The following is a 17,117-nucleotide window of genomic DNA, read 5'->3' on the forward strand; positions in this document are numbered from 1 at the left end:
GTATCAATCTGGCTTATGCCTGCGCCCAGTGACGGCGTTTGGCAGTTTGCAGCTTTTCGTAAGCCGCCAACAGCGCTTGGTGGGCCGGCAGGGCTTTCAATTCACTGTCGATGGCAAACAGGCCGTTGAAGCGCTCTTCACCGCTCATGGCCTTCGATGCCGCGTCAACCGCATCCTGACCATACATCTTCACGAAGGCCGTGTGATATTGAGCAGGATCGCGTTCTGGCTCCAACGCCAACAGCAGCAGTGTCTGCAGGCAACGATAGTAGTTACTGCGCTCTGGGGTAAACAGCGAGGCGTTGAACTCCTGCGTCCACTCGGCCCAGATCAGTGCCTGCTCGAGATCGCCACCGGCCAATGCCAGCATGGATTTCAGTTCGCCAACGCGCAGGGTGTACCAGGCGTTGTCTTTACCAGAGGCAATGCCCAGCAATTCACGTACGCGGGTGAAATCGTCCAGCCCTTCATCATCCAACTGCTGGATCAGAGCCAGGTACTCTTCCGGCTCCCACTCGCTGCCCGGCAGTTGCAGCAGGGTTTCACGCAGGTGCGCGCCCATGCTGTTGTTTGCCAGCAGCAGATCCTCTGCCGGATAGATGTCGGACATCCCCGGTACGATGATACGGCAGGCGTACACGTCCAGGTGCTCGTAATCGGCGATGTACACTTCGGCATCTTCTTTATTAAAGATGCTCATCAGGGTGGCGAACTCTTCCTGCGTGCTGCCGCTGAAACTCCAGTCGACAAACGGATAGTCGGCATCCTGTTTGAACAGATCCCAGGAGATCAAACCGCTGGAATCGATGAAGTGAGTTTCCAGGTTGGCGTGCTCGGCGACTTCTTCGTCGTCGAAGGTTGGTGCGGTAAATACATCCAGATCTTTCAAGCCGCGGCCTTGCAACAGCTCGGTAACCGTACGCTCCAGCGCGACCCCGAAATCAGGGTGAGCCCCAAAGGAGGCAAAGCAGGTGCCGTTGGCAGGGTTGAACAACACCACGCAGATCACCGGGTAGTTGCCGCCTAACGAAGCATCATAAGAGAGGATCGGGAAACCTTCGGCTTCCAGCTTGGCGATCGCCTCAACCACGTCAGGATAGCGGTTCAGCACTTCGCTCGGGATTTCCGGCAGGCTGATGGACTCGGCGATGATGCGGTTTTTCACATAACGCTCGAACACCTCGGAGAGGCCCTGAACCCGCGCTTCGTTGGCGGTATTGCCAGCGGACATGCCGTTGGACACGTACAGGTTGCCGATGATGTTCATCGGAATATAAACGGTCTGCTGATCTGACTGGCGGGTGAATGGCAGGGCGCAGATGCCACGATCGCTATTGCCAGACTGCAGATCGATCAGATCGCTGGCAGTCAGTTCCTGCTCCGGATCGTAGAAAGCGTGCGTGCGCTCATCCAGGATGCCTTGTGGCAGTGAGTTGTCAGCCGGGATCGGGAACCATTTCTCATTGGGATAGTGAACGAAATCGCCTTCGGCAATCTGTTGGCCCAAATAGAAATCGGCGAAGAAATAGTTGGTCGACAGGCGCTCGAAATACTCGCCCAGCGCGGAAGCCAGCGCGGCCTTTTTGCTGGCACCTTTACCGTTGGTGAAGCACAGCGGGCAATCGCGATCGCGGATATGCACTGACCAGACGTGTGGCACCGGATTCAGCCAGGAGGCTTCTTCGATATTGAAACCCAGATCGGTTAATTTCTGCTGAAAACGGGCGATGGAGTCTTCCAGCGCAGCGTCTTTGCCAGGAATAAAAGTTTGCGTCATTGTCTTCACTTATGTGGCGTACTAAAAACGCGCAATGATACGGGGTTTTGTTCTCAAGCTCCACGTATTCCTAAAGCCGATCAGAAGTCACAGTTTTTCTAGGGATAAAGACGATAATTCAGCGGGTTAACAATAATGGAGAAACGTAATGAAATCAGTGAAACTCAGCGTGTTGGCACTACTGTTGGCCGGGGCATGCGGCTCGGCACTGGCGTTACCTAACATCACCTTGCTGGCCACCGGCGGGACTATCGCTGGCGGCGGCGACTCGGCCACCAAGTCTAACTACACCGCAGGTAAACTGGGTGTAGAGGCGTTGGTGGATGCGGTGCCGGAGTTGAAAAAGGTTGCCAACGTGCAGGGCGAGCAGGTGGTCAACATCGGTTCGCAGGATATGAATGACGAAGTTTGGCTCAAGCTGGTCAAGAAAATCAATGCGGACTGTGCCAAAACCGATGGCTTCGTGATCACCCACGGTACCGACACGCTGGAGGAGACCGCTTATTTCCTGGATCTCACCGTCAAGTGCGATAAGCCGGTCGTGATCGTGGGGGCGATGCGCCCGGCAACGGCCATGAGTGCCGATGGTCCATTTAACTTGTATAACGCAGTTGTCACAGCCGCTGACCCTCAATCGGCCAAGCGTGGCGTGCTGGTGGTGATGAATGATACGGTGCTCGATGGCCGCGACGTGACCAAAACCAATACCACCGGCGTACAGACTTTCCAGTCGCCTAACTTTGGCCCGCTGGGGTACATCCACAACGGCAAAATCGACTACCAACGTTCGCCACAGCGCAAGCACACTAGCGAAACGCCGTTTAACGTCGACCAGATGAGTACGCTGCCGACGGTTGGTATTATCTATAACTATGCTAACGCGTCCGACGCGCCAGCCAAGGCGCTGATCGCCGAAGGTTATCAAGGGATCGTCAGCGCCGGGGTGGGTAATGGCAACCTGTATAAAACCGTGTTTGATACGCTGGCCACGGCGGCCTATAACGGCGTAGCGGTAGTGCGTTCCTCCCGTGTGCCTACTGGCTCCACTACTGAAGATGCGGAAGTGGATGATACTAAACTCGGTTTTGTGGCAGCCGGAACGCTGAATCCGCAAAAAGCGAGAATTCTGCTGCAACTGGCATTAACTCAAACCAAAGACGCCAAACAGATCCAGGCGATGTTTAATCAGTATTGATCCCTGACTCAAGTGGGGGCGTAATGCCCCCATTTTCCCCGCTCCGACTATGCTGTAGGAAATCTCTTTTCGCAGGAACGATTTCATGCAGGCATTTGATATCCAAAGAATGGCATTTGACGAGACCACGCCAGAGTTCCTGGCCGAGGTGGCGCTACGCTGCCTGTTCACTTTTCTGCTGGTGTTTATCTTCTTAAAAATGACCGGGCGCCGTGGCGTACGCCAAATGTCGCTGTTTGAAGTGCTGATCATCCTGACTCTGGGGTCCGCCGCGGGTGACGTCGCGTTTTATCACGATGTTCCTTTGCTACCGGTGCTGATGGTTTTCGTTTGTATGATGGTGATGTACCGCTTTTCCACCTGGTTGATGGATCGCTTTCAAAAACTCCAGACCTGGATGGAGGGCGAGCCGCTGATTCTGGTCAGTGAGGGGCTGTTCGATTGGGATATCCTGTGCCGGGAAAATATCACCCATGATGAGTTCTTTATGGAACTCCGTCAGGCCGGTGTTGAGCACCTTGGGCAGGTGAGATTGGCCATCCTTGAGGTGAACGGCACCATATCGGTGTATTTCTACCCGGATGAGCAGGTACGGCCAGGATTACCAGTGTTACCGGCACAATGCGTCAAAAGCGTGGTTGAGATTGATGTGGAGGGTGACTATGCCTGCGGGATGTGTAGCCTGATCTCCACCTTGACGCCATCACCCGAACACGACTGCCCACGCTGTGGTAACCGTAAATGGATCGCAGCCTTGTCCCATAGCCGGGTAAGCTGAATACAGCACAAAAAACCGCGTTAACCCGCTGAATACGCCAGTGTCACAGCGTTTTATGGCATAAATAAACCCTGAGGCCGCAGAGCCTGTTATTTGCGGTCTCGCCAGTTTCTCACCCTTGGAACAATAAGCATTGCAGCCGGGTTACGTGAGTGATAAAACCGATAGAGTTGGTTAACATCAGAGTTAACTTCGGGCATATGTCGAAAGCCGATTTTTACGGCGCACAGTGAATGTGGTGAGGGGAAATGACTCAGGTTTATAATTTTAGCTCAGGCCCGGCGATGCTGCCGGTTGAAGTGTTGCGTCGTGCGGAACAAGAGCTGTGCAACTGGCACGGTCTTGGCACGTCGGTGATGGAAATCAGCCATCGCAGTAAAGAATTTATCGCCGTCGCCGAACAGGCCGAACAGGATCTGCGCGATCTGCTGAAAGTCCCCGCCAACTATAAAGTGCTGTTCTGCCACGGCGGTGCCCGTGCCCAATTCGCCGCGTTGCCACTGAACCTGTTGGGTGATAACACCACCGCCGACTATATCGATGGTGGCTACTGGGCGCACAGCGCGATCACCGAAGCGGAAAAATACTGCCAACCCAACGTGATCGACGTCAAAACCACCGCTGACGGCTTAAGCGGCATCAAGCCGATGAAAGAGTGGCAACTGAGCGATAACGCGGCATACGTCCACTATTGTCCGAACGAAACCATTGACGGTGTGGCCATTGATGAAACGCCAGACTTTGGCGATAAAGTGGTGATTGGCGATTACTCTTCGACCATCCTTTCCCGTCCGTTGGACGTCAGCCGTTTCGGCGTTATCTATGCGGGCGCACAGAAAAACATTGGCCCCGCTGGCCTGACGCTGGTGATTGTGCGTGATGACCTGCTGGGTAAAGCACGCCGTGAAGTCCCGTCGATCCTGGATTACACCGTGTTGGCAGAAAACGACTCGATGTTCAACACGCCGCCAACCTTCGCCTGGTATCTGTCTGGCCTGGTATTCAAATGGCTGAAAGAGCAGGGCGGCCTGGTGGAAATGCAAAAGCGTAACCAGGCCAAGGCCGAGTTGCTGTATAGCACTATCGATCAGTCGGACTTCTACCGTAGCCGTGTGGCCGTTGCCAACCGCTCCTGGATGAACGTGCCGTTCCAGCTTGCCGATCCTGCGCTGGATAAAGTGTTCCTGAGCGAAGCAGAAGCCATTGGCCTGCAGGCGCTGAAGGGCCACCGCGTAGTAGGCGGCATGCGTGCTTCCATCTATAATGCGATGCCGCTGGCCGGCGTGAAGACCCTGACCGACTTTATGGTCGACTTTGAACGCCGCCATGGTTGATTGCCACCGCCCGCATTGAACGGGCGGTCGTACCGCTGTTGTCCTTTTGCATTAAAGCGGCTCCGGCATTATCCCGGGGCCGTTTCGTTTATCAGATTCTGGAGAGTTTTGTTCACATGGTGGATTCCCTGACGTTACAACCGGTTGCTTTGGTCGATGGCACCGTCAACTTACCCGGCTCCAAGAGCGTATCCAATCGGGCTTTGCTACTGGCTGCACTGGCGCGGGGAACGACCCGGCTGACCAACCTGCTGGACAGCGACGACGTGCGTCATATGTTGAATGCCTTGCAGGCGCTGGGAGTGAGTTACCAGCTCTCCGACGATCGCACCACCTGTTCCGTTGAGGGTAATGCTGGCCCGTTGGTTGCCGCGCAGCCGCTGGAGCTGTTCCTCGGTAATGCCGGTACGGCAATGCGTCCATTAGCGGCAGCACTGTGTCTGGGAGAGGGCGACGTGGTGTTGACCGGCGAACCGCGCATGAAAGAGCGCCCGATCGGCCATCTGGTGGATGCCTTACGCCAGGGCGGGGCGCAAATCGATTACCTTGAACAAACCGATTATCCACCTGTGCGCCTGCGTGGCGGTTTCCGCGGCGGCGACGTAAGCGTTGACGGCAGCGTATCCAGCCAGTTTCTGACCGCCTTGCTGATGATGGCACCGTTGGCGGCCCAAGACACCGCTATCCATATTTTGGGTGAGCTGGTTTCCAAACCTTATATCGATATTACCCTGCACCTGATGAGGACTTTCGGCGTGGAAGTCACGCACGACAACTATCGCGTGTTCCATATCCGTGGGCAGCAGACTTACCGTTCACCAGGCGACTATCTGGTAGAAGGCGATGCCTCTTCAGCATCCTATTTCCTGGCCGCTGCGGCGATTAAGGGCGGCACAGTGCGTGTTACCGGTATCGGTAAGAAAAGCGTGCAGGGCGATACCAAATTTGCCGACGTGCTGGAAAAAATGGGCGCGCGCATCACCTGGGGCGATGACTTTATCGAGTGCAGCCGCGGTGAGCTCAAAGGCATCGATATGGACATGAACCACATTCCAGATGCGGCGATGACCATTGCCACCACCGCGCTGTTCGCGGCCGGGCCGACCACCATCCGCAATATCTACAACTGGCGGGTAAAAGAAACCGACCGTCTGGCGGCGATGGCAACAGAACTACGTAAAGTTGGCGCCGAGGTGGATGAAGGTGAGGATTACATCCACGTCGTGCCGCCAAGCAAGCTGCAGTTTGCCGAGATCGGCACTTACAACGATCACCGTATGGCGATGTGCTTCTCGCTGGTGGCGCTGTCGGATACGCCGGTGACCATTCTTGATCCGAAGTGTACCGCCAAGACCTTCCCGGACTATTTTGAGCAGTTGGCGCGTATCAGCCAGTTGGCCTAATCTTCTCTATATCCGTTATCAATGGGCCTCGTTTGAGGCCTTTTTTGCGATTAGTGCCCATCTTTTCGGCAATCAGACAGTTCGCGGTAACAGTAAACTCCACAGGCGCGTATAATACGCCCCCGAATCTGCTCCTACTTGGGCAGACAGCAGGGCGTGTTCCTGTGAGGTTCCTACCTGAAGGAGAGAGAAATGACGGCTACAGTTCCGGTGATAACCGTTGATGGACCAAGTGGTGCAGGCAAAGGCACGCTGTGCAAGGCGCTGGCAGAATCCCTTGGTTGGCGTTTGCTGGATTCCGGCGCGATTTATCGCGTACTGGCCCTGGCAGCGTTGCACCATCAGGTGGATATCACCTCTGAAGAGGCGTTAGTCCCCTTGGCCGCCCATCTCGACGTCCGCTTTGTTGCTCAGGACGGCAAGCTGCAGGTTATTTTGGAAGGTGAGGACGTCAGTAATGAGATCCGCACCGAAACCGTTGGCAATACGGCTTCGCAAACGGCCGCATTCCCACGAGTTCGTGAGGCGCTGCTGCGCCGCCAACGCGCATTTCGCGAGGCACCGGGCCTGATCGCCGATGGCCGTGACATGGGCACGGTGGTGTTCCCGGATGCGCCGGTTAAAATTTTCCTTGACGCCAGTTCCGAAGAGCGTGCGCATCGTCGCATGCTACAGTTGCAGGAAAAGGGCTTTAATGTTAACTTTGAACGTCTTTTAGCCGAGATAAAGGAGCGGGATGACCGTGACCGTAATCGGGCTATTGCGCCACTGGTACCGGCTCTCGATGCCCTCGTGTTGGATTCTACCAGCATGTCGATCGAGGAAGTGATCCAGCGGGCGTTGGCATATGCACATGAAGTTTTGGCGTTGCCGCAGCAATAAGCGCGGCGGCGTTTTTAGCTTTTTGTCATATTTGTCATCGTACTGCATAGCAGTAACTGAATATATCGGGTAAAATTTTACCCCTGTAACCTAAACCTTGTCGGCAGGAAGCCAATGGCAAGGTATGTGAAACAACCCCATTCGGCGGGACGCTAAATGGACGTTAAACTATAGAACCCTGAAGATTAAACATGACTGAATCTTTCGCTCAACTCTTTGAAGAATCCCTGAAAACAATCGAAACCCGTCCGGGTTCCATCGTTCGTGGTGTTGTTGTTGCTATCGATAAAGATGTCGTACTGGTTGACGCCGGTCTGAAATCTGAATCTGCCATCCCGGCTGAGCAATTCAAAAACGCCCAGGGCGAGCTGGAAATCCAGGTTGGTGACGAAGTTGACGTTGCGCTGGACGCTGTTGAAGATGGCTTCGGTGAAACTCTGCTGTCCCGTGAGAAAGCTAAGCGTCACGAAGCTTGGATCACGCTGGAAAAAGCTTACGAAGAAGCTGAAACTGTCGTCGGTGTTATCAACGGCAAAGTTAAGGGTGGCTTCACTGTAGAGCTGAACGGTATTCGTGCGTTCCTGCCAGGTTCCCTGGTTGACGTGCGTCCAGTTCGCGACACTCTGCACCTGGAAGGCAAAGAGCTTGAGTTCAAAGTCATCAAGCTGGATCAGAAGCGCAACAACGTTGTTGTTTCTCGTCGTGCAGTAATCGAATCCGAAAACAGCGCAGAGCGCGATCAACTGCTGGAAAACCTGCAGGAAGGCATGGAAGTTAAAGGTATCGTTAAGAACCTCACTGACTACGGTGCATTCGTGGATCTGGGCGGCGTTGACGGCCTGCTGCACATCACTGACATGGCTTGGAAACGCGTTAAGCACCCAAGCGAAATTGTCAACGTGGGCGACGAAATCACTGTCAAGGTGCTGAAGTTCGACCGCGAGCGTACTCGTGTATCTCTGGGCCTGAAGCAACTGGGCGAAGATCCATGGGTTGCTATCGCTAAACGTTACCCAGAAGGCACCAAGCTGACTGGTCGTGTTACCAACCTGACTGATTACGGCTGCTTCGTGGAAATCGAAGAAGGCGTTGAAGGTCTGGTACACGTTTCTGAAATGGATTGGACCAACAAAAACATCCATCCGTCCAAAGTTGTTAACGTGGGCGATGTAGTGGAAGTGATGGTTCTGGACATCGATGAAGAACGTCGTCGTATCTCCCTGGGCCTGAAGCAGTGCAAAAACAACCCATGGCAGCAGTTCGCAGAAACCCACAACAAGGGCGACCGCGTTGAAGGTAAAATCAAGTCTATCACTGACTTCGGTATCTTCATCGGCCTGGACGGCGGCATCGACGGCCTGGTTCACCTGTCTGACATCTCCTGGAACGTTGCAGGCGAAGAAGCAGTTCGTGAATACAAGAAAGGCGACGAAATCGCAGCTGTGGTTCTGCAAGTTGACGCAGAGCGCGAGCGTATCTCCCTGGGCGTGAAGCAACTGGCTGAAGATCCGTTCAATAACTACCTGTCTATGAACAAGAAAGGTACTATTGTTACTGGTAAAGTCACTGCAGTTGACGCCAAAGGTGCTACAGTTGAATTAGCAGGCGGCGTAGAAGGTTACCTGCGTGCTTCTGAAGCCTCTCGCGACCGTATTGAAGACGCAACTCTGGTTCTGAACGTTGGTGACGAAGTTGAAGCTAAATTCACTGGCGTTGACCGTAAGAACCGCGTTGTAAGCCTGTCCGTCCGTGCGAAGGACGAAGCTGACGAGAAAGATGCAATCGCTACGGTTAACAACACCAAACCGGAAGAAAGCAACTTCTCTAACGCTATGGCTGAAGCTTTCAAAGCGGCTAAAGGCGAGTAATGACGGGGGGCGGTTTCTGACCGCCCCGATACGGTAGTTTAGCTGCAAAGCTTGGAGGAACTATGACCAAGTCTGAACTTATTGAAAGACTTGCTGGCCAGCAATCTCATATTCCGGCGAAGGCCGTTGAGGATGCAGTGAAAGAGATGCTCGAACACATGGCAGCTACGCTAGCCGAAGGTGAGCGCATCGAGATCCGCGGATTCGGCAGTTTTTCTCTTCACTACCGTGCTCCGCGCGTCGGCCGTAACCCTAAAACGGGTGACAAAGTTGAGTTGGACGGCAAGTACGTCCCTCACTTCAAGCCAGGTAAAGAGTTACGTGACCGTGCCAATATCTATGGCTAGTCGCTGACCACCCATAGTGTTGTTGCTTGTAAAGAATATAAAACGGTGCCTTAGGGTGCCGTTTTTTTTCGCCTGAAAACCCTCCCATACCTGCCAAAATTTGCGCTCCGCTCCGCAACCTTTCCTGCAAATGCCAAATAGCCAACCGATTGTTTACGACCTCCTTTCCTGAGTAGCAACCTGCAACTGGCGGTTATTCGTCTGAGAAGTCACATTTGTTGCAGGATAAACTTGGCAAGGAGCGCGGAAATCAGGATCTCACTGGATAGGGCCGCCATCGCTTTGGTGATGGGGATGCTGCCGATACTGTTTTTGCCCCACTTACCATCGTGGCCTTTATTGATGGGGCTAGCCGTTGCGGCTTTGTGGCTCTGGCGATATAAGCCGAATCCATGGCGCCAGGCACTATGCTGCTGCCTGCTGGGCTTTATCTACGCCACCGGCAGTGCCAGCCTGTTGATGCAGCAAGTCGCAACGTTGACGACCAACGGCGATAAAGCCGTGATTGCTTCCGTGCGTAGCATTTGGCTGAACGGGGCTGAAACGCCACAGGTGCAACTGCGTATTGAGCAGGTTGGCGGGCGATGGCTGGTTCCTGCATTGTCCTTTACGGCAAACTGGCGTGGCGAAAAGCCCTGTGCGGGGCAACGTTGGGCAATGAAGATTCGCTTCCGTCCGGTACATAGCAGCCTGAATGAAGGGGGCTTTGACGGGCAGCGTTGGGCCATTGCTAATCGGCAACCGTTGCGTGGCTTTGTACGTTCTGCAACGGCACTGGATAAGGGCTGCAACTGGCGCCAACTGATCGTCAAACAAATGGATCAATCGTTCATTCCACTGACGCAACGCCCGGTGTTGCTGGCGCTGGCGTTTGGCGAACGCTCGCTGATGAGTAATGAACTGCGTGGGCAACTGATGAAAACCGGCGTGGCTCACCTGATGGCCATTTCTGGCCTGCATATTTCCCTGGCCGCTGCCTTTGCCTGGGGGCTGGCACGTGGCGTGCAGTTTTTGTTGCCCGCGCGATACATCGGCTACCGTTTGCCGCTGGTCGTCAGTTGGTTGATGGCGCTGTGCTATGTGTGGTTGGCAGGTGGGCAACCTCCGGCAATGAGGGCCTTTATTGCCTTGTCTCTGTGGCTTTGGCTGCGCCTTAAAGGAGTTTCCTGCACTTCCTGGCAAATCTGGCTGTGGTGTATCAGCCTGCTGTTGCTGTGCGATCCTATGTCGGTGCTTTCGGACAGCTTCTGGCTCTCCGCCCTGGCGGTTGCGGCCTTAATCTTTTGGTTCGAATGGGCACCGTTGCCCAGGCGCTTCAGCACTTCTTGGGGTTGGGCACCTCTGCGTTGGCTACACATGCAACTAGGTATGACGCTATTGCTGATGCCGTTACAATTTGGCCTGTTTCATGGCTTGAGCTGGACATCGTTACCCGCCAACCTTTGGGCGGTACCGATCGTTTCTCTGCTGTCGGTTCCGTTGATATTGTTGGCATTGATGCTGTTTTTTATTCCGCCGGTAAGCCACTGGTGTTGGCAATTGGCCGATCTTACCGTCAGTTGGGCCTTATGGCCGCTTCCCGGGCTCGAGCAAGGGTGGCTAGAGGTTGGGGCTGCCTTGCTGCAATTTAGCGCCCTTGGGTGGTTAGCCGTGGTTTGCTGGCGTTTTCGCTGGTGGTATCACTTTCCTGTTGGTTGTGCCGTTGTGGTACTAGGTTGCCTATTCGGGCGGGAAAGATCGCCAGAATATCGCTGGCGGGTAGATATGCTCGACGTAGGGCACGGCCTGGCGGTGGTGATCGAGCGAGAAGGTAAGGCCGTCATCTTTGATACGGGCAACCGCTGGCAAGCCTCCAGCGCGGCAGAGCGCAACATTTTGCCATTCCTGCGTTGGCGGCAGATCTCGCTGGAGCAAATCGTGATCAGCCATAGCCATCTGGATCATATCGGCGGCTTGCCGGTACTCGAAGCGGCGTTTCCACAGGCCAGCGTGCGTACGCCGATCGTTAACGTTGGCCACCTGCCTTGCGTACAAGGGCAGCGATGGGTGTGGCGAGAGCTAAACTTTCAGGTGTTGTGGCCTCCTGCAAGGGTGGATTATGCCGCTAACGATGATTCCTGCGTAGTGCGTGTCGATGACGGCAAGTTCAGCCTGTTGCTGACGGGTGATATTGAACGCCGAGCTGAGCAGGCATTGCTGAAACAACGTGCGAATTTACCCAGCACTATCCTTCAGGTGCCACATCACGGCAGCAAGACATCTTCAACGCCGCCATTTTTGCGTGCCGTTGCCCCCGAGCTGGCGTTTGCCTCGGCATCCCGCTATAACGCTTGGCGGTTACCGGCAGCAAAAATAGTCAAACGCTATCGGGAAAATCACATTCCCTGGCGTGATACGGCCCGCTCAGGGCAGCTCAGCGTGTATTTTTATCGTCATGATTGGCAAGTTAAAGGCTTTCGCGAACAACTAAATCCACGTTGGTATCATCAGCGGTTTGGCGTTGAGGGGGATAATGAGTAGAATGGGCCGCTATTTCTTCCGATGCTGGTATTTGCATGATGAATGATAAAGATCTGTCCACCTGGCAGACGTTCCGCCGCCTCTGGCCGATGATCACACCGTTTAAAACCGGGTTGGTGGTCGCCGCCATTGCGCTGGTTTTAAACGCCGCGGGGGATACGTTGATGCTGTCCCTGCTCAAACCGTTATTAGACGACTTTGGTAAAGCCGATAGCCGAGTCTTGCATTGGATGCCGTTGGTCGTGATTGGCCTGATGCTGATGCGTGGCATCACCAGCTATGTCTCCAGCTACTGTATTTCCTGGGTGTCTGGCATGGTGGTAATGCAGATGCGCCGCCGCCTGTTCGGCCATATGATGCGAATGCCGGTGGCCTTTTTTGACCAGCAATCAACAGGAACTCTGCTTTCACGTATTACCTACGACTCGGAACAGGTAGCTTCATCCTCTTCCAGCGCGTTGGTTACCGTGGTGCGTGAAGGGGCCTCGATCATCGGCCTGTTCATCATGATGTTTTATTACAGCTGGCAGCTCTCACTGATCCTGATCGTGCTGGCACCGATCGTTTCCTTCGCGATCCGCCTGGTCTCCAAACGTTTCCGCAATATCAGTAAAAATATGCAAAACACCATGGGGCAGGTGACGACCAGTGCAGAACAGATGCTGAAAGGGCATAAAGAAGTGCTGATCTTTGGTGGCCAACAGGTGGAAACCGAGCGCTTCAACACCGTCAGTAACCGCATGCGTCAACAGGGGATGAAGCTGGTTTCGGCTTCTTCTATTGCCGATCCTATTATTCAGTTGATCGCCTCATTGGCATTGGCGTTTGTGCTGTTTGCAGCAAGCTTCCCTAGCGTGATGGATACGCTGACCGCCGGTACCATTACCGTGGTGTTCTCCGCCATGATTGCCTTGATGCGTCCACTGAAATCCTTGACCAACGTGAATGCCCAGTTCCAGCGCGGCATGGCGGCCTGCCAGACGTTGTTCTCGATCCTGGATTTGGAACAGGAAAAGGATACCGGTACTCGCCAGGTTGAACGTGCCAAAGGTGATATCGAATTCCGTAATGTGACCTTCGCCTATCCTGGGCGCGAGATCCCAGCGCTGCGTGATATCAATCTGAGCATTTCAGAAGGTAAAACGGTAGCGTTGGTTGGTCGTTCTGGTTCGGGTAAATCGACGATTGCCAACCTGCTGACGCGGTTCTACGACGTGCAGGAAGGGCAGATCCTGATGGATGGCCACGACCTGAGGGAATATACCCTGGCCTCGCTGCGCGATCAGGTTGCCCTGGTCTCACAGAACGTCCACCTGTTCAATGACACCATTGCCAACAACATTGCCTATGCTCGTGAAGAGCGCTACAGCCGTGAAGAGATCGAGAAAGCGGCGCGCATGGCCTATGCCACCGACTTCATTGATAAAATGGAGCAGGGTCTGGATACGGTGATCGGTGAGAACGGCGTGATGCTTTCCGGTGGTCAGCGTCAGCGTATTGCCATCGCTCGTGCCTTGCTGCGAGATTGCCCAATCCTGATCCTGGATGAAGCCACCTCCGCGCTGGATACCGAATCCGAGCGTGCGATCCAGGCGGCCTTGGACGAACTGCAGAAAAACCGTACCTCATTGGTGATTGCCCACCGTCTGTCGACTATCGAGAAAGCCGACGAGATCCTGGTGGTTGAAGATGGGCGTATCGTTGAACGTGGCCAGCATGCCGAGTTGATCGAGCAGAAAGGGGCTTACGCACAACTTCACCGCATGCAGTTTGGTCAGTAATGATAGAGCGTATCTGGTCAGGTAGTTCACTGGTTTACCTGCTGCTGTTGCCGCTCTCCTGGCTGTATGGCCTGGTGAGCGGCCTGATCCGCCTTAGCTACCGCTGTGGCTTGCGCAAGAGTTGGCGTGCGCCGGTGCCAGTGGTTATCGTGGGGAACCTCACTGCGGGTGGCAACGGTAAAACACCGATGGTGATCTGGTTGGTTGAACAGCTGCAACAGCGTGGCTACCGGGTCGGCGTGGTTTCCAGAGGTTACGGCGGCAAGTCGGCGGTCTATCCGCTGGTGCTGGATGCTCAGACTACCACCCGGCAGGCCGGTGATGAACCCGTGCTGATCTTTCAGCGCACCGGGGCACCGGTGGCTATTTCGCCAAAGCGCGCCGAAGCGGTGCAAGCCTTGTTGAACCAGGGCAAGCTTGATTTGATCATCACCGACGATGGCCTCCAGCACTATGCTTTACAGCGTGATTTTGAGCTGGTGGTGATCGATGGCGTTCGTCGCTTTGGCAATGGCTGGTGGCTACCTGCTGGCCCAATGCGTGAGCGTGTGTCCCGCTTAAAGACGGTGGATGCCTGTGTGGCAAATGGCGGTGTTGCCCAGCCGGGGGAAATCGCCATGAAGCTCCAGGCGCAGGATGCGGTGAATATCGCCAGCGGTGAGCGCCGCCCGGCGATCGAATTGCCCCACGTGGTGGCGATGGCAGGGATCGGTCATCCTCCAAGATTTTTTGCCACGCTAGAAAAGTTGGGGGTTGAAGTCGATCGCGAGGTTGCTTTTGCCGATCACCAGGAATACAACCACGGGCAGTTAGCCGCATTGGCGAGCCAAGGCCAAACGCTGCTGATGACCGAGAAGGATGCGGTGAAATGCCGTGCCTTTGCCCAGCCTGACTGGTGGTATTTACCGGTTGAAGCGGTACTTCCCACCGAGCAGGCCGAGCAACTGTTGCAAGGGATCCAGAAGTTAATCAAATAATCTAAGCTTCCAAAGCGTGCAAGCCCAAGGCTTGCGCGCAAGCTTGCAGTGAGCGCTGCTGTGTTTGCTGGTAAAGCGCCAACTCATCAATCACGCCTGCCCCTAATGCCTGTTCAAACGCCGCACGGCTTGATGACGCCGCGTATTGCGCATGGCGGCTCCCCCCCAGATTAGACTGAAAAATTCCGGCGGCGCTGACCGGCAGGAAATCCTCATACACCAACGGCTGGAAGCGGATGTAGTCCAGTGCGATGAGCTGTTCAAGCGTGCTGTGCTGCTCAACGGTCTCTTTAGCCGCCAGCCCGCATTCGGTAGGGAAATAGCGGAACCAGGCTAATTGCTGCACGCGCAGTGTATTGTAATCATCCGGGAAGGCTTGGAAATGCTCAGCCAGCAGTTGGTAATAGCGTGGAGCATTATCTTCCGTAGCCGGAACCTGTAATGCATCCTGGGCGGCCTGCAGCAGGCGATCGTAAAGCGCTCGCCCTTTGGCGGTCAGGGCTACGCCCCGTTGCTCAATTTCACCGAAACGCGCGGTATGATGGCCCGCAACCTGATGACCGTCGGGTTCGATAAACAGGACTTGTTCCTCTAACGCTTTGAAACTGGTCTGGCGTAGCAGAATAGGGCAGTTGCGTGTAGGTGGGCCTTCGATCACCGCTTTAGGCGGGATCCCGCGTTCTGGCATTGCCGCCTGTACTCGATCGATATCCAGCGTTCTTGGTGTCAGGTGGTTGATATGCGGCCCTTTGAAGGCGACGATATCGGCGATCAGGCGATGTTGATTGTGCAACTGTTGATACTCGCTGGCGCTGACGGTGGCCAAACGGTGCCAACGGAAGGTTTCGAGCGCCTGGGCAACGAATTCTTGCGCTTGTTCAGCATCGAGCCCGCCCTGAACTTCATGTAACGCTATCAGCTCCAAAGCCCGCTCGGTAAAAATGCAGCGGCGATCCAGCAGCCGTTGTGCCAGCTCGCGTAGCGCCACATTCTCAATCAGTTCCAGCCGTAGCAACGAAGTAAAGATGCGAAACGGGCTGACTTGCAGATCGGCTTCATGTACGGCACGAAAGGCGGTGGAGTGGACAGGGACGCCAGCAGCGGTGAGATCGTAATAACCCACAGGAGACATGCCCATGACGGCAAACAGTCGTCGTAAAGTCTGCAATTCAGCTGCCGTGCCGACGCGGATAGCGCCGTGGCGCTCCATCGATAATCGACCGATTTCACCGGTAATCTGCAACCCATGTGCCAAGGCTGAATCTTTACTCAGCACCTCCCGATTGGTTTCAGCGACCAGTTCGATCAAGTCACCATACAGTGGCACCTCTTGTTGATACATGGCCGACATTGCCAGGGAAAATTTGGCGCGAATGTCATTCGGCGAGACGAAGTGCTGGTCGATCATACTGCTAGCTCCTTAGCTCAATAAAATCTGAAAAATGCGGTTTAGGCCGCCAATAGTGCTGGCCAGATGACACCTCACCGTGTTTTTGACTCAAGTCTAGTCAGTTGGTTCGTGATTTGTTATCGATTGGCTAACGATATTAGTGTTTTATGCGTTGGCTCTCATTTGCAGGTATCACCCCAAGTGGTGAGTGATGAGCGAAATGCTCTTTCGGTGAGCTAAAAAAAAGAGGGGTTTAAATTTTGAAAATCAGTGTGATAGGAATATTTTTGGCGGATATAGCTAAAAAGTGTGATAAACCTCTTGTCTTGATGATGAGTTTATGAGTTAATGCATACCGGCCTGTGATGCAGCGCTATTTATGTACGAGTATAGATTAAGTAGTTCCTCCCAAGACGTTATCATCTGATTCCGCTTCAAAGACGAACCTTCTAAGTACCTCCCATAAGTAATGATTCTGAAAAACGGCCAAATTGCCATAGGGCAGGTTTTTGTAACTATTTAAAAGGTAATAGTAATGTCTAAGAAGACTGGTCAGGTTAAGTGGTTCAACGAAAGTAAAGGTTTTGGTTTCATTGAACAACAAGATGGCGGCAAAGATGTATTCGTACACTTCTCTGCAATCATGACCGAAGGTTTCAAGACTCTGGCAGAAGGCCAGCGTGTTGAGTATACCATTCAGGACAGCCCGCGCGGGCCGGCTGCCGCCAACGTTGTTGCTCTGTAAGTTTACAGGGAATAGCGTATAGAGAGCTTAATACAACCATAATGACGCGTTTATGCTGAGTTATGCGGAAGATATTAAGCTCAAACAGCCCGCCGTAGTGCGGGTTTTTAATTTTTGCTC

The 17,117-nt window shown here is 54.2% G+C and carries 13 protein-coding genes; 11 read left to right on the forward strand and 2 right to left on the reverse strand.

Features of this window, described 5'->3' with window-relative positions; all coding sequences use genetic code 11:
* Nucleotides 1–13 precede the first annotated feature (13 nt).
* Entirely contained in the window at nt 14–1,777 is a 1,764-nt protein-coding gene (gene ycaO / locus ACMV5H_RS09785; protein ID WP_179253665.1) for a 30S ribosomal protein S12 methylthiotransferase accessory factor YcaO, read from the reverse strand.
* A 148-nt stretch (nt 1,778–1,925) separates the two neighbouring features.
* Here ycaO and ansB point away from each other — a divergent pair, with 148 nt between their 5' ends.
* From ansB to lpxK, 10 genes are all read left to right on the forward strand, one after another.
* Nucleotides 1,926–2,972: an L-asparaginase 2 gene (gene ansB / locus ACMV5H_RS09790; protein WP_414821753.1), complete on the forward strand. Its 1,047-nt coding sequence runs from the start codon at nt 1,926–1,928 to the stop codon at nt 2,970–2,972.
* Nucleotides 2,973–3,057: 85 nt separating this feature from the next.
* Nucleotides 3,058–3,750, forward strand: a complete 693-nt coding sequence (locus ACMV5H_RS09795; RefSeq protein WP_059200392.1) for a DUF421 domain-containing protein — start codon at nt 3,058–3,060, stop codon at nt 3,748–3,750.
* 248 nt (nt 3,751–3,998) lie between these two features.
* Entirely contained in the window at nt 3,999–5,084 is a 1,086-nt protein-coding gene (serC, locus tag ACMV5H_RS09800) for a 3-phosphoserine/phosphohydroxythreonine transaminase (protein ID WP_094982378.1), read from the forward strand.
* Between the two features lie 116 nt (nt 5,085–5,200).
* Nucleotides 5,201–6,487 (forward strand): 3-phosphoshikimate 1-carboxyvinyltransferase, encoded by a 1,287-nt coding sequence (gene aroA, locus ACMV5H_RS09805; protein WP_021804921.1) that lies wholly within the window; start codon nt 5,201–5,203, stop codon nt 6,485–6,487.
* 192 nt (nt 6,488–6,679) lie between these two features.
* Nucleotides 6,680–7,369 carry a (d)CMP kinase gene (gene cmk, locus ACMV5H_RS09810; RefSeq protein WP_021804920.1) on the forward strand — a complete coding sequence of 230 codons (690 nt, stop codon included), beginning with the start codon at nt 6,680–6,682 and terminating at the stop codon, nt 7,367–7,369.
* Nucleotides 7,370–7,560: 191 nt separating this feature from the next.
* Nucleotides 7,561–9,237, forward strand: coding sequence for a 30S ribosomal protein S1 (gene rpsA / locus ACMV5H_RS09815; protein ID WP_021804919.1), 1,677 nt, complete (start codon nt 7,561–7,563; stop codon nt 9,235–9,237).
* Between the two features lie 62 nt (nt 9,238–9,299).
* Nucleotides 9,300–9,584, forward strand: a complete 285-nt coding sequence (gene ihfB / locus ACMV5H_RS09820) for an integration host factor subunit beta (protein WP_004928264.1) — start codon at nt 9,300–9,302, stop codon at nt 9,582–9,584.
* A gap of 231 nt (nt 9,585–9,815) precedes the next feature.
* Nucleotides 9,816–12,104 carry a ComEC family protein gene (locus ACMV5H_RS09825; RefSeq protein ID WP_414821754.1) on the forward strand — a complete coding sequence of 763 codons (2,289 nt, stop codon included), beginning with the start codon at nt 9,816–9,818 and terminating at the stop codon, nt 12,102–12,104.
* Nucleotides 12,105–12,139: 35 nt separating this feature from the next.
* Nucleotides 12,140–13,885, forward strand: coding sequence for a lipid A ABC transporter ATP-binding protein/permease MsbA (msbA, locus tag ACMV5H_RS09830; RefSeq protein ID WP_021804917.1), 1,746 nt, complete (start codon nt 12,140–12,142; stop codon nt 13,883–13,885).
* Entirely contained in the window at nt 13,885–14,862 is a 978-nt protein-coding gene (lpxK, locus tag ACMV5H_RS09835) for a tetraacyldisaccharide 4'-kinase (protein ID WP_209522290.1), read from the forward strand. Before msbA ends, lpxK begins: the two co-directional genes overlap by 1 nt.
* Before the next feature lies 1 nt (nt 14,863).
* Here lpxK and ACMV5H_RS09840 read toward each other — a convergent pair whose 3' ends face one another.
* On the reverse strand, nt 14,864–16,270 hold the full coding sequence (locus ACMV5H_RS09840; protein ID WP_021804915.1) for a VOC family protein: 1,407 nt from the start codon (nt 16,268–16,270) through the stop codon (nt 14,864–14,866).
* Between the two features lie 517 nt (nt 16,271–16,787).
* On the opposite strand from ACMV5H_RS09840, the gene ACMV5H_RS09845 reads away from it, so the two are divergent.
* On the forward strand, nt 16,788–16,997 hold the full coding sequence (locus ACMV5H_RS09845) for a cold shock domain-containing protein (protein WP_021804914.1): 210 nt from the start codon (nt 16,788–16,790) through the stop codon (nt 16,995–16,997).
* The last annotated feature ends 120 nt before the right edge of the window (nt 16,998–17,117 follow it).

Source organism: Serratia sp. N21D137, from assembly GCF_047530005.1.
In the GTDB taxonomy this organism is placed as follows: Bacteria; Pseudomonadota; Gammaproteobacteria; order Enterobacterales; family Enterobacteriaceae; genus Chania; species Chania fonticola_B.

Excerpts from the sequence above, each read along its gene's own strand:
- msbA (WP_021804917.1), top strand. The coding sequence starts at position 12,140 with ATGATGAATGATAAAGATCTGTCCACCTGGCAGACGTTCCGCCGCCTC.
- rpsA (WP_021804919.1), top strand. The coding sequence starts at position 7,561 with ATGACTGAATCTTTCGCTCAACTCTTTGAAGAATCCCTGAAAACAATC.
- ACMV5H_RS09795 (WP_059200392.1), top strand. The coding sequence starts at position 3,058 with ATGCAGGCATTTGATATCCAAAGAATGGCATTTGACGAGACCACGCCA.
- cmk (WP_021804920.1), top strand. The coding sequence starts at position 6,680 with ATGACGGCTACAGTTCCGGTGATAACCGTTGATGGACCAAGTGGTGCA.
- ansB (WP_414821753.1), top strand. The coding sequence starts at position 1,926 with ATGAAATCAGTGAAACTCAGCGTGTTGGCACTACTGTTGGCCGGGGCA.
- lpxK (WP_209522290.1), top strand. The coding sequence starts at position 13,885 with ATGATAGAGCGTATCTGGTCAGGTAGTTCACTGGTTTACCTGCTGCTG.
- ACMV5H_RS09840 (WP_021804915.1), bottom strand. The coding sequence starts at position 16,270 with ATGATCGACCAGCACTTCGTCTCGCCGAATGACATTCGCGCCAAATTT.
- ycaO (WP_179253665.1), bottom strand. The coding sequence starts at position 1,777 with ATGACGCAAACTTTTATTCCTGGCAAAGACGCTGCGCTGGAAGACTCC.
- ACMV5H_RS09845 (WP_021804914.1), top strand. The coding sequence starts at position 16,788 with ATGTCTAAGAAGACTGGTCAGGTTAAGTGGTTCAACGAAAGTAAAGGT.
- ihfB (WP_004928264.1), top strand. The coding sequence starts at position 9,300 with ATGACCAAGTCTGAACTTATTGAAAGACTTGCTGGCCAGCAATCTCAT.
- serC (WP_094982378.1), top strand. The coding sequence starts at position 3,999 with ATGACTCAGGTTTATAATTTTAGCTCAGGCCCGGCGATGCTGCCGGTT.
- aroA (WP_021804921.1), top strand. The coding sequence starts at position 5,201 with ATGGTGGATTCCCTGACGTTACAACCGGTTGCTTTGGTCGATGGCACC.